This is a genomic window from Oceanobacillus neutriphilus, assembly GCF_014645515.1.
Taxonomy (GTDB): Bacteria; Bacillota; Bacilli; order Bacillales; family Amphibacillaceae; genus Oceanobacillus; species Oceanobacillus neutriphilus.
The window spans coordinates 294,387-320,170 of sequence record NZ_BMLW01000003.1 but is presented as its reverse complement, the minus strand read 5'-3'; the positions used below and the strand labels follow the sequence as shown (position 1 = coordinate 320,170).

The 25,784-nt window shown below is 37.8% G+C and carries 27 protein-coding genes; 13 read left to right on the top strand and 14 right to left on the bottom strand.

Features of this window, described 5'->3' with window-relative positions:
• Positions 1 to 48: 48 nt before the first annotated feature.
• A complete protein-coding gene (locus IEX29_RS07045) occupies positions 49 to 699 on the bottom strand; it encodes a phosphatase PAP2 family protein (RefSeq protein ID WP_188733749.1) in 651 nt (216 codons plus the stop codon).
• A gap of 233 nt (positions 700 to 932) precedes the next feature.
• Between IEX29_RS07045 and IEX29_RS07040 the strand changes: the two genes are divergently transcribed.
• Entirely contained in the window at positions 933 to 2,108 is a 1,176-nt protein-coding gene (locus IEX29_RS07040) for a M20 family metallopeptidase (protein ID WP_188733748.1), read from the top strand.
• Between the two features lie 43 nt (positions 2,109 to 2,151).
• Here the strand turns inward: IEX29_RS07040 and IEX29_RS07035 are convergent, their stop codons facing one another.
• Both IEX29_RS07035 and IEX29_RS07030 read right to left on the bottom strand, forming a co-directional pair.
• A complete protein-coding gene (locus IEX29_RS07035) occupies positions 2,152 to 3,372 on the bottom strand; it encodes an ABC transporter permease (protein ID WP_188733747.1) in 1,221 nt (406 codons plus the stop codon).
• Positions 3,365 to 4,108 carry an ABC transporter ATP-binding protein gene (locus tag IEX29_RS07030; RefSeq protein ID WP_188733746.1) on the bottom strand — a complete coding sequence of 248 codons (744 nt, stop codon included), beginning with the start codon at positions 4,106 to 4,108 and terminating at the stop codon, positions 3,365 to 3,367. Before IEX29_RS07030 ends, IEX29_RS07035 begins: the two co-directional genes overlap by 8 nt.
• Positions 4,109 to 5,102: 994 nt before the next feature.
• Between IEX29_RS07030 and IEX29_RS07025 the strand changes: the two genes are divergently transcribed.
• The 7 genes from IEX29_RS07025 to IEX29_RS06995 all read left to right on the top strand — a co-directional run bounded on the left by IEX29_RS07025 (position 5,103) and on the right by IEX29_RS06995 (position 10,029).
• Positions 5,103 to 5,537: an HIT family protein gene (locus IEX29_RS07025; protein ID WP_268239026.1), complete on the top strand. Its 435-nt coding sequence runs from the start codon at positions 5,103 to 5,105 to the stop codon at positions 5,535 to 5,537.
• Positions 5,538 to 5,659: 122 nt separating this feature from the next.
• A complete protein-coding gene (locus IEX29_RS07020) occupies positions 5,660 to 6,178 on the top strand; it encodes a tryptophan transporter (RefSeq protein ID WP_188733745.1) in 519 nt (172 codons plus the stop codon).
• A gap of 294 nt (positions 6,179 to 6,472) precedes the next feature.
• Positions 6,473 to 6,844, top strand: coding sequence for a YtxH domain-containing protein (locus IEX29_RS07015; RefSeq protein ID WP_188733744.1), 372 nt, complete (start codon positions 6,473 to 6,475; stop codon positions 6,842 to 6,844).
• Positions 6,845 to 7,112: 268 nt separating this feature from the next.
• Positions 7,113 to 7,298 carry a hypothetical protein gene (locus IEX29_RS07010; protein WP_188733743.1) on the top strand — a complete coding sequence of 62 codons (186 nt, stop codon included), beginning with the start codon at positions 7,113 to 7,115 and terminating at the stop codon, positions 7,296 to 7,298.
• A 114-nt stretch (positions 7,299 to 7,412) separates the two neighbouring features.
• Entirely contained in the window at positions 7,413 to 8,318 is a 906-nt protein-coding gene (locus IEX29_RS07005) for a peptidylprolyl isomerase (RefSeq protein ID WP_188733742.1), read from the top strand.
• A gap of 362 nt (positions 8,319 to 8,680) precedes the next feature.
• A complete protein-coding gene (locus IEX29_RS07000; RefSeq protein WP_188733741.1) occupies positions 8,681 to 9,688 on the top strand; it encodes a LacI family DNA-binding transcriptional regulator in 1,008 nt (335 codons plus the stop codon).
• Between the two features lie 59 nt (positions 9,689 to 9,747).
• Positions 9,748 to 10,029 (top strand): HPr family phosphocarrier protein, encoded by a 282-nt coding sequence (locus IEX29_RS06995; protein WP_229720123.1) that lies wholly within the window; start codon positions 9,748 to 9,750, stop codon positions 10,027 to 10,029.
• A gap of 77 nt (positions 10,030 to 10,106) precedes the next feature.
• On the opposite strand, the gene IEX29_RS06990 is transcribed toward IEX29_RS06995, so the two are convergent.
• The 8 genes from IEX29_RS06990 to IEX29_RS06955 all read right to left on the bottom strand — a co-directional run bounded on the left by IEX29_RS06990 (position 10,107) and on the right by IEX29_RS06955 (position 19,332).
• Positions 10,107 to 11,456 carry a four-carbon acid sugar kinase family protein gene (locus IEX29_RS06990; protein WP_188733740.1) on the bottom strand — a complete coding sequence of 450 codons (1,350 nt, stop codon included), beginning with the start codon at positions 11,454 to 11,456 and terminating at the stop codon, positions 10,107 to 10,109.
• 110 nt (positions 11,457 to 11,566) lie between these two features.
• A complete protein-coding gene (gene pdxA / locus IEX29_RS06985; RefSeq protein ID WP_188733739.1) occupies positions 11,567 to 12,589 on the bottom strand; it encodes a 4-hydroxythreonine-4-phosphate dehydrogenase PdxA in 1,023 nt (340 codons plus the stop codon).
• A 178-nt stretch (positions 12,590 to 12,767) separates the two neighbouring features.
• Positions 12,768 to 13,358, bottom strand: coding sequence for a thioredoxin family protein (locus IEX29_RS06980; protein WP_188733738.1), 591 nt, complete (start codon positions 13,356 to 13,358; stop codon positions 12,768 to 12,770).
• A gap of 144 nt (positions 13,359 to 13,502) precedes the next feature.
• Positions 13,503 to 13,682 (bottom strand): sporulation YhaL family protein, encoded by a 180-nt coding sequence (locus IEX29_RS06975; RefSeq protein WP_188733737.1) that lies wholly within the window; start codon positions 13,680 to 13,682, stop codon positions 13,503 to 13,505.
• 106 nt (positions 13,683 to 13,788) lie between these two features.
• Positions 13,789 to 14,733, bottom strand: a complete 945-nt coding sequence (yhaM, locus tag IEX29_RS06970) for a 3'-5' exoribonuclease YhaM (RefSeq protein ID WP_188733736.1) — start codon at positions 14,731 to 14,733, stop codon at positions 13,789 to 13,791.
• A 33-nt stretch (positions 14,734 to 14,766) separates the two neighbouring features.
• A complete protein-coding gene (locus tag IEX29_RS06965; protein WP_188733735.1) occupies positions 14,767 to 17,709 on the bottom strand; it encodes an AAA family ATPase in 2,943 nt (980 codons plus the stop codon).
• Positions 17,706 to 18,920: a metallophosphoesterase family protein gene (locus IEX29_RS06960; RefSeq protein WP_188733734.1), complete on the bottom strand. Its 1,215-nt coding sequence runs from the start codon at positions 18,918 to 18,920 to the stop codon at positions 17,706 to 17,708. The genes IEX29_RS06965 and IEX29_RS06960 overlap by 4 nt, the downstream gene beginning before the upstream one ends.
• Before the next feature lie 112 nt (positions 18,921 to 19,032).
• Positions 19,033 to 19,332, bottom strand: a complete 300-nt coding sequence (locus IEX29_RS06955) for a metal-sensing transcriptional repressor (protein ID WP_077603324.1) — start codon at positions 19,330 to 19,332, stop codon at positions 19,033 to 19,035.
• Positions 19,333 to 19,720: 388 nt separating this feature from the next.
• Between IEX29_RS06955 and IEX29_RS06950 the strand changes: the two genes are divergently transcribed.
• Genes IEX29_RS06950 through IEX29_RS06940 form a run of 3 tightly spaced genes read left to right on the top strand, consistent with a single transcriptional unit; the run spans position 19,721 to position 20,836 of the window.
• On the top strand, positions 19,721 to 20,092 hold the full coding sequence (locus IEX29_RS06950) for a hypothetical protein (RefSeq protein ID WP_188733733.1): 372 nt from the start codon (positions 19,721 to 19,723) through the stop codon (positions 20,090 to 20,092).
• Complete coding sequence (locus IEX29_RS06945) at positions 20,079 to 20,603, top strand: RNA polymerase sigma factor (protein ID WP_188733732.1); 525 nt, start codon at positions 20,079 to 20,081, stop codon at positions 20,601 to 20,603. Before IEX29_RS06950 ends, IEX29_RS06945 begins: the two co-directional genes overlap by 14 nt.
• The gene (locus IEX29_RS06940) at positions 20,600 to 20,836 is read left to right on the top strand and encodes a hypothetical protein (protein WP_188733731.1); all 237 of its coding nucleotides are present in this window, start codon (positions 20,600 to 20,602) and stop codon (positions 20,834 to 20,836) included. The genes IEX29_RS06945 and IEX29_RS06940 overlap by 4 nt, the downstream gene beginning before the upstream one ends.
• 52 nt (positions 20,837 to 20,888) lie before the next feature.
• Here the strand turns inward: IEX29_RS06940 and IEX29_RS06935 are convergent, their stop codons facing one another.
• Together IEX29_RS06935 and IEX29_RS06930 are read right to left on the bottom strand one after the other, a co-directional pair.
• Positions 20,889 to 22,142 (bottom strand): ABC transporter permease, encoded by a 1,254-nt coding sequence (locus IEX29_RS06935; protein WP_188733730.1) that lies wholly within the window; start codon positions 22,140 to 22,142, stop codon positions 20,889 to 20,891.
• Entirely contained in the window at positions 22,135 to 23,034 is a 900-nt protein-coding gene (locus IEX29_RS06930; RefSeq protein WP_188733819.1) for an ABC transporter ATP-binding protein, read from the bottom strand. The genes IEX29_RS06935 and IEX29_RS06930 overlap by 8 nt, the downstream gene beginning before the upstream one ends.
• Positions 23,035 to 23,302: 268 nt before the next feature.
• Between IEX29_RS06930 and IEX29_RS06925 the strand changes: the two genes are divergently transcribed.
• Positions 23,303 to 23,488 (top strand): YhzD family protein, encoded by a 186-nt coding sequence (locus IEX29_RS06925; RefSeq protein WP_188733729.1) that lies wholly within the window; start codon positions 23,303 to 23,305, stop codon positions 23,486 to 23,488.
• A 53-nt stretch (positions 23,489 to 23,541) separates the two neighbouring features.
• Here the strand turns inward: IEX29_RS06925 and IEX29_RS06920 are convergent, their stop codons facing one another.
• Entirely contained in the window at positions 23,542 to 23,889 is a 348-nt protein-coding gene (locus IEX29_RS06920) for a YlbF/YmcA family competence regulator (RefSeq protein WP_188733728.1), read from the bottom strand.
• A 950-nt stretch (positions 23,890 to 24,839) separates the two neighbouring features.
• On the opposite strand from IEX29_RS06920, the gene IEX29_RS06915 reads away from it, so the two are divergent.
• Entirely contained in the window at positions 24,840 to 25,739 is a 900-nt protein-coding gene (locus IEX29_RS06915) for a PucR family transcriptional regulator (protein ID WP_188733727.1), read from the top strand.
• The last annotated feature ends 45 nt before the right edge of the window (positions 25,740 to 25,784 follow it).

The window sequence follows — 25,784 nt, the reverse complement described above, 5'->3', positions numbered from 1 at the left end:
TCTCTATGATTCTATTTTACTTTAGAAAGCTGATTAGAGAGAACCAGCTTAAGAATGTTTCCTTCTCCGCCTTAAGTCTGAGATCGTTCTGCCGATACATATATACAAATAAAGCAATGCAAAACCAAGCGTAAACCCAGCTATAATATCCGTTAAATAATGCACATTGATAAAAAAGCGGCTGATTCCTATCAAAAATACAAGTGTACCCAGCCCAATCTGTACAATAAGGGCTATTTTTTGTGAACGGATTTTTTTACAAAGTAAATACGCAATCAGCCCGTAACAGACCATTGAAATCGTACTGTGACCGGATGGAAAACTGAACCCTTCAGCATTTAGTGCAACAGAAATACTTGGTCTTTCTCTGGAAACCAGCTGTTTTATAAATGAATTCAGCAGGTGCGCAAATAAAGAGCCTCCTAAAAGCAATAATCCCGGGTACCAATGCTTATATAAAAACATAATTCCTATGGCGGCTGCAATAGCTATTGGTATAAGCACGTGTGAAGATCCAAGCTCCGTAACCATCCGGAAAAAGTCATATGTACCTGTTCCATGAACAAGGGTGACTATCGACCTTGTCCATTGATCGGTATAAGGAAGCATTTCCATTTTTATTTGTATTACCCAGCCAATACTTAATAAAAATCCAGCTGTCCATATGCTGAATAAAATAGCTGCAAATTTATTCTTCATGCTATCTCTCCTTCTGTTCTCTCCTTTATGCTAAACAGGTTTGCTGAAAATAACAACGGGAAATACACTTACGGAAGTAAAATTTTATATTTTCTTATATGAATAATATATTTCTACACACGAAATATATTATTCTACAGCATCATTAATTAGTGATATAATAAAATAGATTGGCAATAAAATGAGATTTCACACAATTCTCAGACGTACTACAATAGTTAAGAGGTGATTAAATGTTATCAGCTATTCATTCGCTAATTGATAACACATATGAAGAAATGGTTGACATTCGCAGATATTTGCATCAGCATCCGGAATTGTCATTTCAAGAAACGGAAACAGCTAAATACATTGCGGATTATTATGAAAAACTAGGTATTCCCTATGAAAAAAATGTTGGTGGAAATGGTGTCATTGCAACACTCAAGGGAGCGAAACCGGGAAAAACGGTTGCTTTCCGTGCCGACTTTGATGCTTTACCTATACAGGATGAAAAGGATGTCCCTTACAAATCACAGGTTCCAGGTGTCATGCACGCTTGCGGCCATGATGGACACACAGCTATCCTGCTTACCTTTGCAAAGGTTATGCAGCAGTTTCAGAATGATTTGGAAGGAACCATTGTTTTTATTCATCAGCATGCAGAGGAGTATGCCCCAGGCGGAGCGAAACCGATTGTTGAAGCAGGCGCCTTAAAAGATGTGGATGCTGTATTCGGCACACATTTATGGGCTCCTCTCCCGCTCGGTACTATCTACTCCTCGCATAAGGCAATCATGGCCGGTGCAGACCGTTTTGAAATTACTATTCAAGGGAAAGGCGGACACGGGGCTATTCCACAGGATACAAAAGATGCCATTGTAATTGGCGCTGAAGTGGTGTCACAATTCCAGCAGATTGTCAGCAGACGATTAAGCCCCCTGGCATCTGCTGTTATCTCTATTGGTATTTTTGAAGCAGGAAATGCTTTTAATGTGATTGCAGACCAATCGAAACTGGTTGGAACAGTCAGACACTTCGATACTGCTGTACAGGAGAAGATCATTGGGGAAATGGAACAAATTCTAAAAGGAATTTGTGATTCTTTTGGCGCTTCCTATGAATTTAACTATGTTAAAGGTTATCCGCCGGTTATTAATCATCCGGAACAAACAGATCTTGTCCTGCAGACAACAAAGGAAATTGACGGAGTAAATCTTACTGCTATTACAGAGCCATTAATGGTAGGAGAAGATTTTTCTTATTATTTATTAGAAAAACCCGGCTCTTTCTTCCTGACCGGTGCAAATCTGGAAGGAAATGATTACCCTCACCACCATCCTAAATTTGATATTGATGAAAGATCAATGGTTATCGCTGCAAAAGCGTTCGCCAATATTTATTTATCCTATCAGGAAGAAGCAAAATAAAAAACAAGCTGACGGCCATGTGATATAGCCGTCAGCTTGTTTTTTATACTTTATCTAATTTAGGTTTTACATAGAGCTTAATATATGCCCAAACAAAGGTAAGACCGCCAAGTAATATGATCACGCTCCCCAGCCACTCAAGCTGGAAGATAAATAAAAAGGTAAAAGCAAATGCCTGTACATAGCCGAGCTTCCGAATAATCCGGATAACAGCTATCTGCTTCAAACCCGGGTTAACTGGATAAAGATCCAGCCACATTTGTGTACGGTGATGCTGATAAAGAGCCATCATTTGGAAGACACTTAAATAGATAAACAGAATAGCAAATATCATTTTAATCCAGATGTTAGGAATAACCCAAATAAAAATACCGCCAATTACGACAAGCCGGATGTACATTCCTAAATAATCTCCGCTGCGCAGAAAGGAAATCTGATATAGATAATCATAGGTTGCTGACCGTTCAAATGGAATTCTGCTGATAAACATTTTCGTCAGCCATTCTCTTCTCTTTACTTTATTTTTCAAATGCGGAACATCTGCAAATAAATTAGCAATACGGTAAAAGGATTGTAAACGGATCTGATCCTTCTCGATCAACAAGTCCCAAAAAATCCCAGGCTGCTTCGATGCTACAATAAAATCATATACGATAACCAGAAAAAGCAGCACAATCGCTATAACAGCATATAAAGCCTGCCCCTCAATAACAAAATAGGCTATGACAATATTTAGCAGTGTCCGCACTGTTAAATCAATTGTTCTTAAGCTTTTATCCCGGACTTTCAGCATGTACCAGTTTATCAGCATATTCATCCCTTTTAAAAGAAGAAACAAAAGAATTGTAACAAGAAAAACACTCCCTGCCCGGTCGTCGAAACTGGTAAAATACAATGGACTGAAAGCAGCGGATGCTAATACAATCAGATATGTCTGAATGACGAAGCTATAAATAATACTATTGCGGAAATATGGTCCCATTTGCTGTTCCGCTGCAAGGAGAAAAACCAGGTCCGGCTCCTGCAGCAGTGTCCTTATTGGATTATAGCTCATCAGCAGTCCTAAAACGACTCCCATAATAATGCCCGTCGGGAAATTAGGAGGTATTTGTTCCAGCCATTGCTGATAGTAATAAGCTGTTGCAGCTATGAAAAAAAACATAGCAAATGCAATATGCCCGTTAAACATATACTTTAAATACCTGCTTAAATTCTTCACATGCGCAGATAGGCGTTTTTTATAGAATGCATGGGAATCAAACATGGTCATCTTCCTTTGTCAGCTGAACATATAAATCATCCAGTGTTGCATCCGGCATTTGGAACTCTCCGCGAAGCTCCTCCAAGGTCCCTTCAGCCCGTAATTTTCCATCATGTAAAATGATAAAACGGTCACAGTATCTTTCAGCTGTGGCCAGGATATGTGTGGACATTAACACTCCTGCCCCCTGCTTCTTCATCGAATCCATCATTTGTAAATAAGATTGAATCCCCAATGGGTCCAGTCCGACAAACGGTTCATCGACAATATAAAGCGGCGGTTCAATAAGAAAAGCACACATAATCATGACCTTCTGCCGCATTCCTTTTGAAAAATGAACCGGAAACCAATTCAATTTCTTTTCGAGCCGAAATTCTTTTAAAAGCTTTGGCAGCCTCTGCTCAAACACCTCTTCTTCAATTCCGTAAGCCATTGCGGTCAGCCTCAGGTGTTCGTATAAGGTCAGTTCATCATAGAGGATTGGCATCTCAGGAATATATGCCATCTGATTACGATACGCTTCGGGATCATTTTGAAAGCTTTTTCCCTGAACCAGCACTTCCCCCTTTTTGGGCTGCATTAAACCGATAATATGTTTAATGGTTGTACTTTTTCCAGCCCCATTTAGCCCAATGAGTCCGACGATTTCTCCTTTATTTAAATCAAATGATATATCATGTAAAACATTTTTATGGGTATAGCCCCCATATAAGTTTTCTATATGTAATAAGGTAGTCACCCTGTCATCCTCCTTTGTCCATTACTTTGATTTTATCATCATTCCAGAAAGATTCCAAAATGAACCGTTCTACAAATTGCGGGAGCTTTTGCTAAAGACAGAAGCTGATAAGTTGTATCCTCCACTTTCGCGCCTAAAAAATAATTTGCTCGTAGTGATGGGTCTTGACCGTTCCCTTTTGACAAAGCATAAATTCTATCTCGAAAGCAGGTAACGTGTAAGGCTACCGCTGCGGCGGACCGTTTTGCTTTCCTAGGGGCATGCTCTTCAGCTAACTTTTGCCAAGAAGAACACTTGGCAAAAGTGGATCTTCAGATGATGCTATTCCCTCAGGAGTCAAAACGGTCCGCCTCCGCTAGGTTGAAACAGCTGACTAAATAGAAGTTAGACCAGATAAAACATGTTTCCTGGTTTATGGTAAAATATTCTGCCACGATTACTTTCTGTTCATAAAAGCTATTCCCGATATTTACTATTTATGCTGTGTGGTGTGTCATCGTTTCAATTGCCACATTAACCATTTGAAACACTAAAAGGATCTTTTCATCAAGTAAAAAGCAATTATTTCATCCAACTCCATCAGGCTATGATTCCTTTCATTCGCTGCAGAAGCCTAACTGAGCGCAGAGCAACCACGAAGACTCCTGTGGGAACAGGGCGAGCTGAAGATCCACTTGAAAAGCGGTTTTCTTTTCAAGTTAGCTGAAGCCGTCCCCACGGAAAGCGTAGTGGTTGATCGGAGCGGCGCTATACACAATCTGTATTTCAATAATAAGGTGACAACATACAAGCAGCATAATGAATAACATGTTCATCCTGGAATAGGAAAGTATAGATGTTTATTCTCAGGTGAGAAAGTTAAGTTATATCCAATATTTAAAGAAACCTTTTACATTTCCTTCTATAAGAATAATATAGAATCCTTTACTTTACCCGACATAACTCTTTACAATAGAAAAAAAGAATATTTTTTTCTATTGATAAGGAGGAACAAATGATGGCTCATGAAGATTGTATTTTTTGCAAAATTATCGATGGAGACATACCTTCTGCAAAGGTTTATGAGGATGAAAAGGTATATGCTTTTCTCGATATCAGTCAGGTAACTAAAGGACACACACTTGTTATTCCCAAGGAACATACAAAAAACATTTATGAAACCTCACCAGAAACAGCAAGAGAGCTATTTAGTAGAATACCCGTTATTGCTAACGCCATTCGTGATGTGTATCAGCCGCTGGGAATCAATCTGCTCAACAATAATGAAGCAGCAGCAGAACAGTCTGTTTTTCACCTGCATGTACATTTAATCCCGCGTTACGGCGACGGAGACGGTTATTATCCAAACTGGACAACACATACAGAGGACTATTCGTCAGAGGATTTACAATCTGTTGCTAAAGCAATTAGCGAGCAGATAAAGCAATAAAACAGCAAATTTAGTTCTTTTTATTTTAAGCAGTATTTGATATACTGGCTGTATCCTTTCGCGGCTGGCAATGAGCGCACAGCTGGAAAGCAGAGTTTAGAAAAGCAGAGGAGAGTTAAGTAATGAAGACAAAAATTTTAACAATGCTTGCCCTTCTGGTGAGTATCGGAACCGTATTGCACCTGGTAATGCCCCCGCTATTATTTGGAGTGAAGCCTGACATGATGCTGGCAATGATGTTCTTAGGAATTATTTTATTCCCCAAATGGAATTATGTACTTCTGATTGCATTTGCAACTGCAGCTATTTCCGCATTAACTACAGCTGCTCCGGGAGGACAAATTGCTAACCTGATTGATAAACCAATAACTGCAATTGCCTTCTTCCTGTTGTTTTTACTAGTAGGAAAGCAATGGAATACAAAGGTCACAGCATCTGTATTAACGTTTGCAGGAACACTGATCAGCGGCAGTATCTTTTTATCTGTAGCACTTTTTATTCTCGGATTTTTAGATGGTGGTTTTCTCGCTTTATTTGCAGCTGTTGTGCTTCCGGCAGCAGTAATGAATACAGTAATCATGTTAGTTGTTTACCCAATTGTAGAGGGTATTATGAAACGAAGTAAGATGGCTGCGGTTTAAATGAAAAAGAACGGAAAAGAAATCTGTTTTCCTCTTCTTCGTCTTCAAAAGCATTCGTTCCATTTTTATTAGGACGAATGCTTTTTTATTATTGCAACGCATTTTTATCATATATTAACTATTTTGTGTTAAGATAATGGTAAGTTAAAAACATTAACACTAGCAGAAAATGATTCCATTTCCTATAATAAGTATGTAGGATTTACTTTTTGAACACCCTCTTTATTGTAAAATGTTTAATTACATGTGGTAAAAGGAAAAGGTATATGGAAAGAAGAAAGGAGTGCGTTTCCTATGTCTAAGAAAAAATCATTAACTATTGGATTCCTGGTCGGAGCATCTGTCAGCGCTGGTATTGCCTTACTAAGCACACCTGAATCCGGAAAAGACATCCGTGTAAGAGTTAAAAACCAATCCTTAGAATTAAAAGAATTATTGATGAACTTAAAAGAGGATAGTATCCGAATTAAAGAACAGCTGCTTCGAACTTCTAAAGAAGGTGCCGTTCTGGTCAAAGAGTTGACAGAAGAAATGCGAAAATCTGTGGAAGACTGGAAAAACGCGGTAGAGCCTCAGCAGGAAAATATTCATCAATCCCTGGAACAAATTGAATCAAGTATTCGTGAATTAGAAGAAAAACTTAAAAACACAAATGCCAATTCATAAAAAGAAAGCTTTTGCCTGAAAACCACTGGCAAAAGCTTTCTTTTTTCTGCAATTAAACAGGACTGCTCCCTCTGTTTCCAAATAAAATTTAGCAATATATGGATGTTTCTCAAAAGAATTCGAAAAACTGTACTCAGAAAACCGGGCATCTTTTCACTATCTCCGCTAAAGAAATTAGAAATCCGTATAACTTTATTACTGTTCAACACTATTTGTTTTTGATAGAGTTATAGGAGTATCATTATTGTAAAGGGGCGTTACATAGAACATGGCTATCTTCTATATTATTTTTGGTTTTTTTATATTACTTATTTTTAATGTCATGATCAGTGCTATTTGTACAAAGATGGAGATGTCCAGGCAAAAGTCAGATAGAATGGACCGGGTCACGAACATGATACTGGTAGCTATGCTTGTTTGCTCATATATCCGCATTTTAAATGTGACAGTTTAATGTGATTTTTAAGTAAATTGTTGAAAATATTTATTTAAAATGGAAAAGTATGATATATTAATCATGGTAAACAATAAAAGTAATATTAGGAAAGAGTAGGAGTGTATATCAAACATGAAAAAATGGACATTAGCAGCAACAATATCTGCCAGCTTGCTTGCATTGGCTGCATGTAATTCTTCTGACGGCGATGTAGTTGCAACTACGGACGCCGGCGATATCACAAAAGAAGAATTTTACGATGAATTGAAAGACCGTAATGGAGAAGCTGTTCTTGAAGAGCTTGTTACTATCAAAGTTCTTGAGGATAAATACGACGTTACTGACGATCAGGTAAATGACGAAATTGAAAAAATGAAGGACGAGTTTGGCAGTCCTGAAGAATTTGATTCCATGGTAGAACAGCAATTTGGCGGTGAGGAAGCCCTTAAAGATCTTGTCTATGTAGGAATGCTTCAAGAAGCTGCTATTTCTGAAGATATGGATATCACTGATGAAGATTTAAAAGAGTACTATGATAAAAAGAATACAGAGGTAGATGCACAGCATATTCTTGTGGAAGATGAAGAAACAGCTAATGAAGTAAAACAGAAATTAGACGATGGAGAAGATTTTGAAGATCTCGTTGCCGAGTACTCTACAGACAGCGGCAGCGCTGAAAATGATGGCAGCCTTGGTTACTTCTCTGCCGGTGATATGATTCCTGAATTTGAAGAAGTTGCGTTCTCTATGGAACCGGGTGAAATCAGTGATCCTGTACAATCTCAATTTGGTTACCACATCATTAAAGTAAACGATGTACGTGAAAAAGAAGAAACAATTGGTGACTTCGACGAATTAAAAGATGAACTAAGAAGTGAATTAGTGCTTCAGCAGGCAGACCAGGAAAAAATCCAGGCAAAACTGCAAAAAATTATCGAAGAATCTAATGTAGATGTTAAGGCAGAAGGACTTGAAGATTTATTTAAAAAAGAAGATGCTGATACAGATGCTGATTCTTCAAAAGCTGAAGAAGAATAAATAAAAGTCTCTCTTAAACAGTACTTTTATAACACAAAAAAACAATCGCTGCTTTTAGCGGCGATTGTTTTTTTGTGTCAGTATAGAACCAATGTATACCCCCCTCCTGCTCTATTTTCTCTGTTAATTAACCTGCTTCTGCTTCTGGTAAAACTGTAGAAAAACATTTTATCGCAATATGAAGTTAACATTGTTATAATATAGAAAAACATATTGTAAAATAATTCTATATACTAAGTAACAATGAGAATTATTGTTACACAAAGGCGTTCTTAGCAGAAAATCCTTTTATCTCCGTATTATTTTTATTGGATTTTTTGAACGCCCTCTATAACAGTATCCGACTCTACGAGGTGAATATAATGCGTATTACCATGAAAGAAATAGCTAAAGAAGCCGGTGTATCCGTAACGACGGTTTCGCATGTAATTAATGGCAGTAAAAAAATAACCGAAGAAACATATAACAGAGTAATGGACATCGTAAATAAATATAATTACGTCCCTAACTACTCTGCAAAAAATTTAAGAAATAACACAACGAAAACAGCCGGGCTCATTGTTCCAAGCTTCCCGGATTCTTTTGTTACACAGTATATAAATGCTATATCCCTTAGAGCAAAGGAAATGAATTATAATTTACTTTTTGTAAACACAAATGAAGATGTGGATTATGAAGAATCTACTTTAAAATTGTTTAGCTCCCAGATGGTGGACGGCATTATTCTCGCCCCTGCTGCCAGCTATTCCAAGCCTTTTCCATATGATATACATAGAATCATGAAAAACCTGCCCGTTGTTTTAATCAGCAGGTATCATGATGCACTGGCAGATACACCTATGGTTTGTCAGGATGATTATCAGGCCGGTTTTGATGCAGCAAAGCACCTTCTGTCCCATGGACATAAAAAAATGGTTGTTGTGTATGCCATGGACGATATCGGCCCGACTTTTAACCGTATTAAAGGATTTAAAACAGCATTAGAACAAGAAGGATTGACATTAGAACCTGAACAAATTATTGACGGAGAAGCAACGGTTCAGGGAGCTGAAAAGGCAGTTAAGAAATTAATTAACAATCAGCCTGATATTACAGCAATGTTCCTGCTGAATGATTCTATGACCATTGGGGCGATCTCCGCTTTAAAGGATATGAATGTTTCCATTCCAAATGACATGGCAATTATCGGTTTTGGTGATTTCCCTTCCGCGTCTATTATCAGCCGGCCGATTACAACAATCAGCGCTTCTGCGGAAACAATGGGAAGAACTGCTTTTGATATGCTTTTAAATAAAATAAATAATCCAGACTATAATAATAAGGTTATCGTTCCAACTTATTTGATAAAAAGAAAATCCTGCGGTTGTTAGGTTAAACGTTTTTCTTTTGTTTTTCTCCTTTTTCCTATATACTTTAAATAGCTACATATATGAAGGGGGAGATTACCATATCATCGTTTAAAAAGAACACCGTAATCCATATAACCGAGGATCAGACTATTATTGAATTAAGTTATTTACTTCAAAAATATGATTGTGAAGTGTTTATTCGTAATGAATCAGGCAACCAAATTCATGAAGTAAATCCTAAAAGTGTTTTAGGTCTTGCAACACTGCAGCTGAGAAATGGTGTGGAAGCTACTGTACGCGCAGAAGGAAAAGATGCTGAGGAAGCTGTTTTGGAGGTTATCCGTTTCTTTGGTGGCGAATAATAAACCATCCAGCAATAACGAAGCAGGAATGTAAAAAAACCATCAACGTAACATGATGTTTTTTTACATTCCTGCTTTTAGTTTTCTATTAAATTCCGGACACTTGCTTCTTTAATAATCCGCTCTACTATATCTGCAGCAGTCTGGATAGACCCTGTCAGCCCGCCCTTACCAACAACAACCAGTCCATCAGAATAACCACCGATTACCACACCTAAATCAGCTTGCGGAATAACATAATCGAGCAGCTTGATGCCAACTGCTTCAAGCGTTTTTAAGATATGAACCATCGTATCTCCACCCGTCATATATATTCCATTAATTTTAGACGTCTGCAGCAATATACCCTTGGTAATTTCACCTAATGCCTTATTAATATTATCAGCAGATTCTCCTGGCTGCAGTCCGTTTCTTTTTTCCACTGCTTTTAAGTCAACTCTTTCATTCGTCACCGATGTTTCAATAATAAGCGCCTGCGGTGAAGCTTTCTTTAAATGATTAACCGCTAAATTAATGACACGCTTTATTTCTTTAGCGGATACCTCATTACAGCAAATTAAATCTTTTGCAATGACTGGTATTTGAATGATATTCTCCTGCCTGGATAAATGATTAATCTGTTCTTTCGTTACAGAAGAAGCACTCCCGGCAACAGCAAGAACTGTTCCGTTTCCTTGTTCAGCAGAAGCAATCTCCTTATCAAGTGCTTCCGCTTTCTTCTTAAACCCATTATAATAAGCCATTCTTTCTGTGAAAGGCCCTGGATCAATCATCAGCACATTCCATTTTAATCCTGAAATAACCTGTGCAATCAAATCAATATGCTCTAAGGAAACAGCATCCGCAATGATAATTTTCGCACCATTATTACGAGCTGTTCTTAAGCTTTTTTTCAGAGATTCTTTACCGGCTAATATGGTATTTAATGAAATGGTTTCAACGGGATAATCAGTCTGCTTTTTTATTAAAGTAGGACAATGCGACTCTTCAACAGGTGTACGGACATCCTTGGCTACAGGTGTCTGCGATAAAGGTACACTATCAATAATAGAATAACCTCCTACTAAAATACGTTTGGACTGCGGCATCGCCGGGACCATAATACCAATTGTGTCCTCATCCATTAATTCCAGCATAGCTTCTACCTCTGCGCCAATGTTGCCTCTCAGTGTAGTATCGATTCTCTTGGATAAGTATGTAACACCGTTTTCTTTCAGGCTGATAACGGCTTCTTTTACCCTTGCTTTTGCTTCTTCTTTTTTTATTGCTCTGGAATCTGTTGTTAAAATAAATGCTTCCTGTTCTTTATCCTTTGATAAATTATCTGAATCAAAATAAGCTGCAACGGATATATTCGATCTCGCCAGTAAAACACCCACCGTTGTTGCACCTGTTAAATCATCAGCAATAATACCTAATTTGGACATTTCCGCACCTCGTTTGTCTAACCATATATAGAAATAAAAACAGGAAAGTCTCCCTCCCTGTTTTTACCACTATTTATATGGAGTAAAGTCTGTCAGGATGAAATTGCTATTTATCCTTGTAATGCTTTTTGTTGTTTTTTCCAATATTGAACTGGAACTAATGTAGACTCAATCATACTTACGGATCCAGCAATTCCTTTACCAGCAATATCAAATGCAGTTCCATGATCTACAGAGCTGCGCATAAACGGAAGTCCCCAAGTAATTGTGATAGATTTTTCAAAATCATATGTTTTACAAGCAATATGCCCCTGATCATGATAAAGAGATAAAATTGCGTCATAATTTCCTTGTAATCCAAGGTGGAATACAGAGTCAGCCGGTACAGGACCTACAACATTCATTCCTTCTTCCTTCGCAGCTTCCACTGCTGGAATTAAATGATCCTTCTCTTCTGTACCAAATAATCCATTATCGGAAGCATGCGGATTTAGTGCAGCGAGTGCAATTTCCGGATTTTCGTATCCAATGCCTTTTAATTCTGTGTCAATTTGACGCAAAGTATCTAAGACAACATCCTTGGTAGCATAACGGCAAGCTTCTACCAGTGCTTTGTGCCGGCTGACGAAGAATACTTTTAAGTTGTGACAGTTAAACATGGTAAGTGCATAATCAGAATTCGTTAAATCACCAAATATTTCTGTATGCCCCTCATGCTTACAGCCGGCTAATTTAATCGCTTCTTTATGAATAGGAGCTGTAGACACAATATCCACCTCTTTATTCAGCCCTAATTCGATTGATTTTGTAACGTAATCATACGCCATTTCACCAGCCAGCTTTTGTACTTTGCCATATTCAATCTGCGAGCAGTCATATTCTTTCGGCTCCAGTACATCAATGATGCCATAAATAAATTTCGCTTCTGAAGGAGAATTAATTTTATTCACTTCAAAATCGCTGTTCTTTACCTCCAGAGCCCTTTTTACAATATCAACAGATCCGATAAGAAAGGGATTACATTCGTCATAAACCTTCTCAGTCAGCATTGTATCCACTGTAATTTCTGGTCCTATTCCGGCCGGGTCTCCCATTGTAACTGCAACAACTGGTTTCTTTAAATCTCCGCTCATTTAAATTGCCCCTGTCTATTTTAAGTTTGGTTAAACGTTTTTATAACATATATTTTATATACCTAATCACTATATGTCAACATATATATTTTATCGTTTAACCGAACACAAAAAGACTAACATATCTTTTATATCAGATAGTCAGTCTCTAAATAATTTTTCTTCTCCAGTTATCTAATCAGCTTCTTGGAATCAGATCACAAGCCTCCGCCGGCATCCAGTATTTATCCTTTCCATTCCATTTTATATTACATCCAAGCGGGTTAGTGACTGGTGTTGATATAGGTTTTCCTGCAACAGCCTCCTCCAATACATTCTGTAAATTATTTTCCGATGCATCTTCCGGATTTTTTGGATTATCTAAGCCTCTGCCAGTGTATATAAGCTCCCGATCTTCATTAAAAATAAAAAAGTGCGGCGTTTTTAATGCTCCATATGCTTTAGCAATTTCTTGATTTTCATCTCTGAGATAAATCCAGGGAAATAGATTTTTCTCCATTCTTTTCACCATAAAATCATAGGAGTCCAGCTCCTTTATCTCTTCACTGTTGGAATTAATTCCAACAAAAGCAACTCCTTCATCTTTAAATTTATCAGCAGTTTCTCTTGTTATCTCATCTGACCCGATAACGTACGGACAGTGATTGCAGGTAAAAAATACAACTAGTATTTTCTCATCCTTAAAATCCTTTAAACTATAATTCTTCCCGTCTGTTGCCAGAAGAGAAAAATCTGGCGCCTTCATTCCCAGTTCAATGGTATATGACATCTTCATTCCTCCACACAAATATTTTCGTTAAACGTTATCAGAATTTTTGTATTTCGTCAATGTAAGCTTCTCAAATACAAAAGCACCATATTATTCCCTCCGTTAATGGAATAATATAGTGCTTCCCTTCCGCAAATTCATGCTTTATTCATGCTCTCTTCGCTTTATCCGTTCTTCCTGGATACGCTCCATATATATTTTACCTTCACGCTCAATAAACTGCCTATCCAGCTTTTTCTCTGCCAAAAATGCACGTACTGCCATATATCCACTCAAAAAAATTAATAGAATCACCGCAAAAACCCAAATTGGAATCGAGCTCATCTTACATCCCCCTTGTCCATTCCTTAATAAATATATATGAACAAGTTAATAGAAAATGACATGAACTTCATTTTTATCCTGCAGATACACTATCCCGGATTGAAAATTACTCAAAGGATGGCTTGTAAAAAGAACGATTATCCATCGCAAAAAGCCGTTCTGTAAATTCACCCGGCTGAACTTTATCTAAAGCTTTATCCAGCATATTCATTTTCGCATCAATTAAGTCAATAATATGCAGAAGCTCTGCCTCTTTCACCATTGGCGGCTTCGGGCTTCCCCATTCTGATTTTCCATGATGGCTTAAAATCAGATGCTGCAAAATAAGTACCTCTTCCTTTTCTGCCACCTGCAGCTCCTTGGCCATTTCTGCTATTTCTTCTACCATAATCGTTATATGCCCCAGGAGCTTGCCTTCAAGTGTATACGTCGTCGACACAACACCTGACAATTCCTTTATTTTACCGATATCATGCAGAATAATACCTGCATATAATAAATCTTTATTGATGGAAGGATAAAGCTCATGAAGCTGCCTTGCAATCCCAAGCATACTGACAATGTGGTAAGCCAAACCGGATGCTACATCATGGTGATTTTTCGCAGCAGCCGGATAAATGAGTAATTCGTGCTGATATTTTTTCACAAAGCCCCGTACGATACGTTGTAAGGTAGGGTTCTTCATTTCAAAAATAGCTTCTGTCAGTTTATCACCCAGCTCTTCTTGACTTAAAGGAGCCTTGCCGACAAAATCACTCACCTGAACCTGATCCGTTGGCTGAGACAGGCGGATAGCGTGAATCCGTAATTGGTTTTTTCCCCGGAATTGATTAATATCTCCTGTCACATGAATAATCTGCTCTGCCAGCAAATTTTCCTCATCTTCCTTGGTGGCATCCCATAGCTTTGCTTCCAATTCACCTGATTCGTCGCGGAGCATTAATGTCAGGAATGGCTTCCCATTACTTGTTGTGCCTTTTGTCGCTTCATTTATTAATAAAAATCCTTCAAATTTATCCCCGACGGCTAAATTTGCAATGCCTTTTTTCATTTTTATTCCTCCTTCCAAATCAATAAAACATCTTTATATGGAGAGATGAATGATATCCCCATTGGCAGCCTCAGCCAACTCCCTGCGGCATGTAAATAAAATCACCTGCTGTTCCTCTGCCAATCTCTCCAGCACCTTATGCATTCTCTCTGTCCGATTCATATCAAAATGCACAAAAGCATCGTCCATGAAAAATGGCAGACCAGAGGATTTTGCCATTACTTCATTAATCGCAAACCTCAAGGAAATATACAGCTGATCCTTTGTCCCCTGAGAAAGCTCCTCTACGTAAAATCGCTGTTTTTTCTTACTGTTTTCTACCTGAAAAGATTTTTCCGCTGCCGGTGCATATATTGTATCATATTGATTTGCTGTAATCTCTTTAAAATAGATTTGTGCTGTTTCTATAACAAGGGCTAAATATTTGTCCTTAAATTGATTTTTGGCAGCTTCCAGCATGCGTAAAGCGGTTTTTTGCACTGCCCAGTTTCTCACCAGATCCTCCAGCTCTTCCTTTTCCATTGCCAATTGATGCATTTGCAAGGATATGTCTTCCTCTGATTCCAGCTGTTCTATCCGTAATCTTTGTTCTGCAAGCTCATTTTTTAATCGTTCTAAGTCTTCTTCATAATCTGCCAGTGCTAATTCCAGTTCTTTTCTATTCTTATAATAGTTCTCAGCTTCTAAGGGCTCATCAGCCAATTCCTGCTGCCATTCTTCAGGAATCAATATCTGGAGTCTTTCTTTTAGCTCTTCCAGGCGTTCATAAAGCTTATTATACCGCTCTTTTCTCGTTTGTTTTTCAAAATAAATCTCTTCAGACTCTGTCCCGGATGCTTTTAAGAGTTTATCTCTTTCTTCTGTATAACGATTTCGTTTTTGTTTTAACACCATCAGTTTATTCTGGACATCCTTTATGAATTGTGTAAGCTGCTGAAGCTCGTGCTGATGCTGCTGTTCCTGCTGTTGTATATCCTCCAGTGTGAGCATCATTTCCTCCAGGGTTGTCTGATTGGCTAACCCGTTTGTCCTAAACCAATTCTTGACCTGGTCAGAAAACTCGTATATCCTTTCTGTTACTCTATCTAATTCTTTTTTTAGGCTTTGTTTTTCATTGGTCAGCTGAATCAACTTTTGTAAGAGATGATAAATATCCTGCCAGTATAAAACATCCACATCCTGTAAAACAGAAAAGTGATTTTGCTGATCAACAATATTCTCTTCCAATCTGTTTTGCTGCTTCGTTAAATCAAATCGTACTGCTTCATTTTCCTCAAACTGACTGCGTATATGCTGTAATCTATCTTCTAATGAATGCAGCCTGCGCTGTAATTTCTGCTGCTCTTCCAGAATTTCCTTTGCCTCCTGATACTCCGCTTCTGTCACATCGATTTCCTGACCCGGATATTCCGGCTGCAGTCCTTTCCGCTGCTGATTTAATTCTTTAATATCCTGCAGCTGTACAAGCCGAAAATAATATACTCCCGCAACGACGGCAAGACTTATCAGATACAGCCAGGGAACGTCTGCTGCAAAACCGGTCAAAGCTCCGGCCAATGCTATTACTGCTCCAATAATAACAAGCATCCGTCCTTGCTTTTTCTTCTCCCGGATCATTTTATTAAGTATTTGAGACATATTCTTTTGCTGGCTTTCATCCGCCCGATTCTTCTGTTTATATGCATCAATCCGCTGGTTTAATTCTTTTATATGCGCTTCAGCAAGCAGTTCCTGGTTTAAATTCTTCTGTTCTTCCTCCATCCGGGATTTCTCTTGTAAAAGCTGTTCGTTTTTTTGAACGTTGCCAGCAAGTTTTTCCTGTATATTTTCCTGCTCTTTCCTTAATGACCCCCATTCTTTTTCAAGATAGAATGGCAATTCCTGCCGCTCCAGTTCATCAGTTGTTATATGAATCTGCTTCTCCTGAATCATTTCTGTTATTTCGCGGGCTTTATAACTGTAATCCTGCTCTATAGTTCTCTGGCGTTCCCGTATTAATGTTATTTCCGCTTTTTGATTCAAAAGATGATTTAACTGCTCTTTTTCCTCATTCTGAAGGGAGGCAATTTCTAAATCCTGTTTTTTCTTCGTATAAGTATCCAGTGTATCCTGCTGAGATGCAAACTCTCTATTAAGATTATTTATATCTATATGCAGCGTTTTTATTTGCTCTTGATTATCTAATGGAAAATTACGGACATCAGCCAGCCCTTGAAGCTCCTCGGAAACATGATGTATTTCTTTTCGGATAGGCAGTATTTTTTCCATCAACTGTTCTTTCGCAAGCTGTTCGTTTTTTTGTGCAATCTGCTCTTTTTTTAATTTGTGCTTTTTCTCCAGTGTATCGATTTGTTCTATCTGGTCTTTATATGACTTTTCAAGCCTTTTGCTTTCTCCCAGCTGTTGATCCATGGCACGTAACTCGCTTAATTTTTCATTAATAACCGGCTTGGTACCAGACGGTTTAAATTGCTTTTGTAATTCGGACTGCAGTTTCTTTTCTACCTTATATACCGCTGCTGATCCGGTTAAACCGATACTTAACAAAAGTTCATTTATATCCGATTCCTTCATATTTTGGAAGACAGCTAAATCCTGGCTGGAAAAGGAATAAATCGATTGAAAAGCTTCTGCATTCATATTTCCCAAAAGCTCCCTGAACCAGGCTTCATCCCTTTCTTCTCCATCATCAGCAAAGTATTGCACTTGCGCAGCATCCAGCCGTTCAATCCATATAGTTCCTTCACAAGGATGATCTATAATCATCCTCCCGCCCAGCTTACTGCTTGTTTTCGGACGATAAAAATCACATTTCTTTTTTGTCATCCCGAAGAGCATATATAGAATAAATTGATGCAAGGTTGTTTTTCCCGATTCATTATCGCCAAGAAGTGTTATCATATTGGAATTGGAAAAGGAAAACGTTTGATCGATCCACCTGCCAAATCCGTATATCGTTATTTCCTTTATCTTCACTCCGTTCTCTCCCTTCGCAATAACACATTCAGCAGCTGATAGGCATTCTCTTTAACAGCCTGCTCCTCTTCATCGGATAAGGAGGATAGGAATTTACGCGCATTTCGATGATGATAAATTTCATTTAAGCCTTCTTGAATAAATGAAGTATCTGCTTCTTCCAATATGTCTTTTAAAAAGGAGTCCTCCAGCCAGGCCGGTTCTTCCTCCACAGCCATCCGGTAATGGTAAATGTACTGCCAGGGAAATGCTTCAGACACAGATTCATTTATCACTTCAATTAACTCCTGAATCAATATTTCGTCCGGTGTGAACTCTTCATTTTCTTTTGCTATTATTTTTAAATACAATAAGCTGGGTACACTATTTGCCGGCAGCTGCTTCATAATGGATTTCTCTACATGTGAAGGAGTAAGGCACTCACGTATATCTACCTCCACTTCTTCATAACGGATCGCCTGAAGCGGTAAAAATGTCTGTTCTATATTGTGCTTGCTTAAATGTATAAGGTAACAGCCTTTTTCCCCCGTTTCCTTCCGGTGCCTCCCCTGAATATTACCAGGATAAATAACCGGCGGATTGGAATGCAGCTGCTGTCGTTTATGTATATGGCCCAATGCCCAATAGTCCATTCCTTTATTTAACAAGTCTTTTATTTGAAATGGTGCATACGAATCATGTTCTGTATTCGTTGCCACACTGCCATGCAGCATGGCAATATGAAAGGGGTATTCCCCGGCGGCAACCTTATACTCCGCTGATTTATTTTCATATACCGCTCTGTTTTCATAACTAAATCCGTATATCGCTGCAGCTGCTTCACCATTCTTATAAAAAGGAATATATGTCACTGTCTCCTCAGAAAAAATATGTACATTATCAGGATATTCCACATCAAAAGAGTCACCTTTCATAAAATCATGATTGCCATAGGATAAAAACACATCAATATTCTGTTCGTCCAACCGCTCAAAGGCACGCCGCAATCTTATTTGTGCTTTTAAACTTTGTGATTCATGGTCGTATAAATCACCGGCTAACAAAACAAAGTCAACGTTATGGTTTATCGCTTCATCGATCAGATGGTTCAGAGCGGTAAACGTGCTTTCTTGAATTTCTTTAAATATATTTGCAGGTACATGTCTTAAGCCTTTAAACAGGCTGTCTAAATGTAAATCTGCTGCATGAATAAAAGTAACCGCAGAATCCACAATCTCCACTCCCAGTTTAATGATAACCTTATTTTAACAGAGCTAATAATAGAATGCACGTTCTACCATCAAATAAAAAAGCCTGCCCAGGGCAGACTTTTCAATACATATTTTATTTTGTAAACTGGTGAAGCACATCCATCAGCTCTTCAATTGCTTCATCGCCTTCTCCAGACTTCACCGCATCACTCACGCAGTGTTTGACATGACGTTCAGCTACTTCAAATCCTACACGCTTCAGCGCAGAATTGATGGCACTGATTTGGACAAGAATATCCACACAGTATCTATCTTCATCAATCATTTTTTGAATGCCGCGTACCTGACCTTCAATTCTTTTTAATCGGTTTGTAACTGCTTTTTTCTCTGTTTCTGTTCTTGGTTTCAATGTATGCTCATGTAAGGAATCCATCGTATCCCTCCTTTTGTCTTCATCTTTAAAATACCACCCTACCGTATATATGTCAACGAAGAAGCGTTCAGTTAAAGGCTGAGAGTATAGTGACTCATCTTTCGCACCTTAAAAAATAACTTGCTTATCATAAAAGTTAATCCCGACATTTACTATCCCATGCTGTATCTTAATTTAAATTACCCGATCAACCATTATTATCTTATATTCGTTGTTTATATTATTCCTCTTCGTAGTAATTGTATAAGATAAGATCTTTTTTTGGCAAATACATTTAAAATAAGACTGAAAAAAGAAGCGGAATAAATAAAAATTTGAAATATAAGTGAACCTTTTTGCCTGTTCAACTGTATAAGTTAGTAAAAGCATGAAAAGGAGTCGATTACTTATGACTTTGGGCTGGTTATTAGGCATGATTGCAGCAGCAATTCTCGGGACCACTTTTGGAATCATGATTGGAACAATGAATAAAAAAGTCGCCCGGAATAGAAAGGGAGACATTGATTTTAGTAAGTCGGACATTTATTTTCACTGGACAAGATGGGATTACGCTATCATTCTGGCTGCGGTTTATACATTTTTATGTATAGCAGGTTTAATGTTATTTCTGCTTCGGGGTGATAACATTGACAGCCACTGGATACAATTTTTTATTCATCAGACATTTGTGTTTTCATTACTAACATTTATTTGGTTCATAACCAGAATCGCATTTGTATTTAGAGGAATAAAAGAGCGGTGGCCTGATGAGTTCAAATAAGACGGCCGCATCCGCTGAAAGTGAAAATCGGGATGAATATACGATAGAGGAATTATATGTTACATATAAAACACAAATTTATCAGTTTATTTTCCGGTATTGTCAGGATGAACAGCTATGCCTTGACCTGGTTCAGGATACATTTGTCAAATTTCATAAGTATCAGGCAAACTTTGATGAGAGAAAGTCCAGTATCAAAACTTATCTGTTTCGCATAGCCTACCAGCTGATGATTAACCGTCTTAAAAAACGCAATAGAATGAGAAAAATACTGCCTTTTTTATATGTGAGCAATCAGCGTCAGAGCTTATCATACGAAGATAAAATCACAGTTCAGACTGCCATTCAACAGCTCCCTGACGAGCAGCGGGCAGTTATTCTTTTAACTTACTATCATGACCTTACACAAAAGGATATTTCTGAAGTTCTTGAAATTCCAATCGGCACTATAAAATCACGGCTGCATGCTTCGCTGAAAAAATTAAAAGTATTATTGGAGGGTAACGAATGAGTAAAAGAGATATTCCAGATCAGCTTCAGAACAGACTGGATGAGTTTCAGGTGGAAGTACCGGAAATTCCGATGAAAAGCAGTAAGCTGGAACGACTGGCAAACTGGATTTACAGCCCTGCCCGGGATCCGCTGGAAATATTCCGTATAAGCGGGAATTCCATTACTCGTCTTGCTTTCTACCCATTAATTTTTGTACTGGCTTTATTTTTTGCACCGATTTTCTTTATTTGACTTTAGCAGCCTCAAATGAAAAGCCTCCATATTCCCTGGAGGCTTTTTGCATCTATTCTTTTTTCGATAAGTTTATCGCACGTTTTAAATCCTTTAATGATCCGGATTTTCCATACATCAATACGCCGCCTTTATAGACTCGTGCTGCCAATGCACCAATTGCAACAATGGTCAGAACAAGAATACCGATGGATAAGGCAATTTCCCAAATCGGGATATTCAGCATGCCGATTCGAAGAAACATAATCATCGGCGCAAAGAACGGTATATAGGATGTTACAGTAATCATTGTCGATTCAGGCATACTTAGACCAGTTGCCGCTAGTATAAATGCAATAATTATTAACATAATCATTGGCATAATTAATTGGTTAACATCCTCAATCCGGCTGACTAATGATCCCAGCATTGCAGCTAATGTTGCATAAAGAAGATACCCTAATATGAAAAAGACAACTGCGTAAATATAAATCACCGGATCATTATTTGTCAGTCCCATCACTTCAAAAAATTCACCTGACATTGTGTCTTGATTTGCCTGGATGGCAAAATAACCTCCGCCAAGCAATATGATAACTTGTGTCAATCCTAAGAAAGCAATTCCTATAATTTTTGCAAACATATGCGTAATTGGAGGAGCACTGGAGATAAGAATCTCCATCACACGGGAAGATTTTTCTGTTGCAACGTCTGTGGCAATCATCTGTCCATAGACTAACACAGTCATATATAGAACAAACAGCATTACGTAAACTAAGCCTCTTGACTGATTCATTTCTTCAGCTGTTCTTGCACTATCATCCAGCTGTTCCGTAGCTAAGGTCACAGGAGCATAAATAGTTGCTAATGTTTCCTGATCAATCCCTGCCTCCTGTGTTCCAACAATCGTTTTCAACTGCTGCAATGCCTGCTCAATTTCAACCTGTTCTCCCATTTCAGAAATACGGTTTGCGTAATAACTTCCTTCAGGTAAACTATTTTCATCCGTTGTAATAATAAGTAAACCATCGTATTTCTCATCTATTACTGCCTGTTTGGCAGCTTCCTCTGTTCCTTCAAAATTTTCAAAGGTAATTCCGGTCTCTCCAATTATCTCATCTTCCTGCAAATAACTACTGTAGATTTCAGATTCATCCATTACGAGTACCTGATCAGATTCGTCATCACTTGAAAGCATTTCAAGAATAGAAGGTAAATTTGCAAAACCAATAATGATTGTCAATGTAATAGCCGTTGTAATAATAAATGATTTCGTTTTAACTCTGGAAAAATATGTGTGCCCGACAATCGTCCAAAACTTATTCATAAGAAGCACCTACCTTTGCAATAAAAATATCGTTTAAAGATGGCTCTTCTATTTCGAATTTCCGGACAAAACCTTTCTCATGCAAACTTGAAAAGATATCCTGAGCCGCCTGTTCATTCTCAATCTGCAGCGTACATCCATCCGGCAATTCTTTATAAGAAGCTACGCCCCGAAACTCCTTTAAATACTCCGTTGAAAAATCAGCGCGGATATCGAGATTTTTCTTTCCAAAGCTGTGTTTAATATCCCTTAATGAGCCATGCACAATAGGAGCCCCTTTTTGCAGAATACAGATATGCTGACACATCTCCTCCACATGCTCCATCTGGTGAGAGGAAAATACAATAGATGTTCCTTGATTTTTTAAATCCTTAACAGCACCCTTTAGCATCTCCACATTAACTGGATCAAGCCCGGAAAAAGGTTCATCTAATATTAATAATTCTGGTTCATGAATCACTGCAGAGATAAACTGTATTTTCTGCTGGTTCCCTTTCGATAATTCCTGTACTTTTTTATCTAAGTACTCAGGCACTTTAAACCTTTCCAGCCATTCATCCAGTTTTTTGAGAATGTCCTGTTTTTTCATTCCCCGCAGCCGGCCTAGATAAATAATTTGTTCTTTTACAGTTAATTTTGGGTACAAACCTCTTTCTTCCGGCAAATAACCAATTAAATGACTCTCATTATAAGAAATGGGTTTGCCCTGCCAGGTGATATCTCCTGACGTTTTATCAAGCAATCCGAGGATCATCCGGAAGGTCGTTGTTTTACCAGCTCCATTTCCTCCTAAGAAACCAAACATCTCACTTTCTGGTATCTCAAGGGATAAATCGTTCACAGCGGTATGATTTCCAAACCGCTTCGTTACATTTGATAATTTCAGCATAATTTCTCTCCCTTCCCTTTACTAACTTATACAGTTGAACTGTTGAAAAGGTTCATTTTTATTTCAAGGTTGTATTTATTCCATTTGTAATACGTATAAAACATAAAATTGTTTCATTTTATTATATTTCATCAATTACCTTATCAGTTCTCACCAGACAGTTGTTTCCAAAACTTTATTCTTCAAAAATGAATAGTTATTCATTGCAATATTTACTCATTTTGATTTACAATTTATAAATAAAGCGATTTCATTCATTGGGGGTTTTATCATGGCAACATATTACTTAACGGTATTTTCAAAAACAGGAGAAAAGCTGCTTGACGAGCATTTTGAAGCCTCAGATGATTTAAATGCCAAAGAAATGGGTAAAGGTAGGCTTGAGAATGAAGGGTATTCCGAACATACACACCGTTGTGTCAGTCCAAGCGCTAAACTGGTCCTCTTCCATCGTTAAAAAATACCCCGCTGCTACAAAGAATGTAGCAGCGGGGTATTGATCAAAATTGTTTATTCAGCAGCACCGTAGAGTTCCTCTAATGGCTTTGTGATAATTTGAGAAATTTCGTTAATCACGTTGTTTAGCTTTTGCTCTTCTTCCATTAATTTCGAGATTGCTTCATGCTGTTGTACAGTTTCAACAATCTGTCTTGCTTTTTCAATTTCTTCTTCGGAAATATCTAAGCCTTGCATGTGTTTTTCTTGTAAGTTGAGTTGTGTTTCACGGAAGTTTTCAAACATTTGCTTTGCGGCAGGGTCAGACATTACTGCATCATAAGCCTGTTTTAAATCCTGGAATTCTGCGCTTTCACGAAGTGCTTGTTCTAATTGATTTGCTTGCTCTTGTAAATTTGCCATAAAATATAATTCCTCCTTCATCGTCTCTTGCTACTATAACAAAGCTGTTAACGTATGTATAGCCATATCTATTTGATGCAATGAAAAATTTCCATAGATAAATTTGATGTATAATAAAGAAGAGGATTTATATTTTCAAGAAAAAAACTCTGTATTAATTATTATTTACTCAACTTTCGCACCTGAGAATAAACATACTAACCTTGCTGTTCCAGGACGTACATGGTCTCAATTATCCCAGTTGCTTTTAGTTAACTCATCTTTTTATTTTTTGAACAGGTTATTGTGTATAGCTTCCGCTCCGGCCAACCATTCCGCTTTCCGACGTACAAATGTTTCAGGTGGGGCGAGTAATCGCAACCCCAGGACACTGCGATCTTAGCCTGCAAACCACTCAGTCTCCGTGGATGGCCTGCGCTCTAATAGGATTCTACAGCGCATGGAAGAAGTAATATCCTGATGAAGTTAGATGAAATCATCGTTTTTAGCAGTTCAAATCATGACAGCATAAATAATTCATATCGAGAATAGCTTTCATGTGCTAAAAAAAGGATTGCTGAACATGTTTACCATGCAACACGAAAATTAGTTCTGTCAGATTTGCCTTTTATTTGTTCAGTTATTCCAGTATAGAACATCCTGCTAGCGGAGGTGGACTGTTTTGACTCCTGAGGGATCAGCACCATCTGAAGATCCACTTTTGCCAAGCGAACTTCTTGGCAAAAGTTAGCTGAAGAGCGTGCCCCTAGGAAAGCAAAACGGTCCGCCGCAGCGGTCGCCTCACACGTTACCTTCTTTCTCGATAGAGTTTATGCTTTGTCAAGAGTTAGATGGAAGAAATGATCAACCCCTTGTTCCTATGGATAGGAAGTTACTTTTTAAAGTGCGAAAGTTGAGTTATTTATATATAAGTTTTTTCTGCATACATAAATAAAAAAGGAGTAATAAGATTGAATTTACAACGATTAAAAAGACTCTACCCAAGCCTAATAAAATTGCCTAAAAGCCGCAAAGAGATTAATCCTGATTATCGATGGTATCAATTTGAAAATACGATTATCGGTATTGATAATAAAGAGTTGACTGAACGCGACAAGATGCTACTAGGTACCTTTCTCCCCGCGTATCAAATTCAATTACCAGTCCAAACATCCAAGGAAAAGGAATGGGAAATTCGTATTCAGGAAAAGAATAACCAAAACCTTGGAAAAGAAGGACGTTATCGTTTTATTTTCTTTCAAATTGAAAAAGGACAGGTTGATTTGGAAACATTTAAACAAATTCTGCAAGAATTTTTTCATGGAGACTTATCCATTATTTGGAATAATGGAAATAAAGGCTTTATTATTGAAGACCGCGAGAATTATTTAGAAGAAGATTTAGCTTATCATCATCTTGCGGACACATTAATGAGTGAATTATATGTAAAGGCTACTTTCTTTATCGGTCCTTACTTGGAAAATGATGGTGATTTAGAAGACTATATCCAACAAATCACACAGATGGCAGAGATGAGTTTTCGCAAAATGGATACTGCTGTAATTGATTATACCCAAGTATATCCTTCTTTTCTTATTGAAACCCTCTCCTCCAAAGAACAGCAGCAGCTGAGCCAATGGATTTTAAAGGAGTTTACAACAGATCAGGAAGCATTAGATACCATTCAGATGTTTATTGAATGTAATTTAAATGTCTCAGAAACCGCAAAAAAATTATACATTCACAGAAACAGCTTACAGTATCGGCTCGATAAGTTTCACGAAAGTACAGGCATTGATATCAAACAATTTGATAAGGCTTTTACCGTCTATTTAGCCATTCTGGCAAACATGCACAATTTCCACTCATAATTTTTGTGCAACATTTCCATATTGTTTTTACAGCTTTTCCAGTAA

Coding starts and splice junctions, on each gene's coding strand:
- IEX29_RS07045 (WP_188733749.1), bottom strand. CDS start 699: ATGAAGAATAAATTTGCAGCTATTTTATTCAGCATATGGACAGCTGGA.
- IEX29_RS07040 (WP_188733748.1), top strand. CDS start 933: ATGTTATCAGCTATTCATTCGCTAATTGATAACACATATGAAGAAATG.
- IEX29_RS07035 (WP_188733747.1), bottom strand. CDS start 3,372: ATGTTTGATTCCCATGCATTCTATAAAAAACGCCTATCTGCGCATGTG.
- IEX29_RS07025 (WP_268239026.1), top strand. CDS start 5,103: ATGATGGCTCATGAAGATTGTATTTTTTGCAAAATTATCGATGGAGAC.
- IEX29_RS07020 (WP_188733745.1), top strand. CDS start 5,660: ATGAAGACAAAAATTTTAACAATGCTTGCCCTTCTGGTGAGTATCGGA.
- IEX29_RS07015 (WP_188733744.1), top strand. CDS start 6,473: ATGTCTAAGAAAAAATCATTAACTATTGGATTCCTGGTCGGAGCATCT.
- IEX29_RS07010 (WP_188733743.1), top strand. CDS start 7,113: ATGGCTATCTTCTATATTATTTTTGGTTTTTTTATATTACTTATTTTT.
- IEX29_RS07005 (WP_188733742.1), top strand. CDS start 7,413: ATGAAAAAATGGACATTAGCAGCAACAATATCTGCCAGCTTGCTTGCA.
- IEX29_RS07000 (WP_188733741.1), top strand. CDS start 8,681: ATGCGTATTACCATGAAAGAAATAGCTAAAGAAGCCGGTGTATCCGTA.
- IEX29_RS06995 (WP_229720123.1), top strand. CDS start 9,748: ATGAAGGGGGAGATTACCATATCATCGTTTAAAAAGAACACCGTAATC.
- IEX29_RS06990 (WP_188733740.1), bottom strand. CDS start 11,456: ATGTCCAAATTAGGTATTATTGCTGATGATTTAACAGGTGCAACAACG.
- pdxA (WP_188733739.1), bottom strand. CDS start 12,589: ATGAGCGGAGATTTAAAGAAACCAGTTGTTGCAGTTACAATGGGAGAC.
- IEX29_RS06980 (WP_188733738.1), bottom strand. CDS start 13,358: ATGTCATATACCATTGAACTGGGAATGAAGGCGCCAGATTTTTCTCTT.
- IEX29_RS06975 (WP_188733737.1), bottom strand. CDS start 13,682: ATGAGCTCGATTCCAATTTGGGTTTTTGCGGTGATTCTATTAATTTTT.
- yhaM (WP_188733736.1), bottom strand. CDS start 14,733: ATGAAAAAAGGCATTGCAAATTTAGCCGTCGGGGATAAATTTGAAGGA.
- IEX29_RS06955 (WP_077603324.1), bottom strand. CDS start 19,332: ATGGATTCCTTACATGAGCATACATTGAAACCAAGAACAGAAACAGAG.
- IEX29_RS06950 (WP_188733733.1), top strand. CDS start 19,721: ATGACTTTGGGCTGGTTATTAGGCATGATTGCAGCAGCAATTCTCGGG.
- IEX29_RS06945 (WP_188733732.1), top strand. CDS start 20,079: ATGAGTTCAAATAAGACGGCCGCATCCGCTGAAAGTGAAAATCGGGAT.
- IEX29_RS06940 (WP_188733731.1), top strand. CDS start 20,600: ATGAGTAAAAGAGATATTCCAGATCAGCTTCAGAACAGACTGGATGAG.
- IEX29_RS06935 (WP_188733730.1), bottom strand. CDS start 22,142: ATGAATAAGTTTTGGACGATTGTCGGGCACACATATTTTTCCAGAGTT.
- IEX29_RS06925 (WP_188733729.1), top strand. CDS start 23,303: ATGGCAACATATTACTTAACGGTATTTTCAAAAACAGGAGAAAAGCTG.
- IEX29_RS06920 (WP_188733728.1), bottom strand. CDS start 23,889: ATGGCAAATTTACAAGAGCAAGCAAATCAATTAGAACAAGCACTTCGT.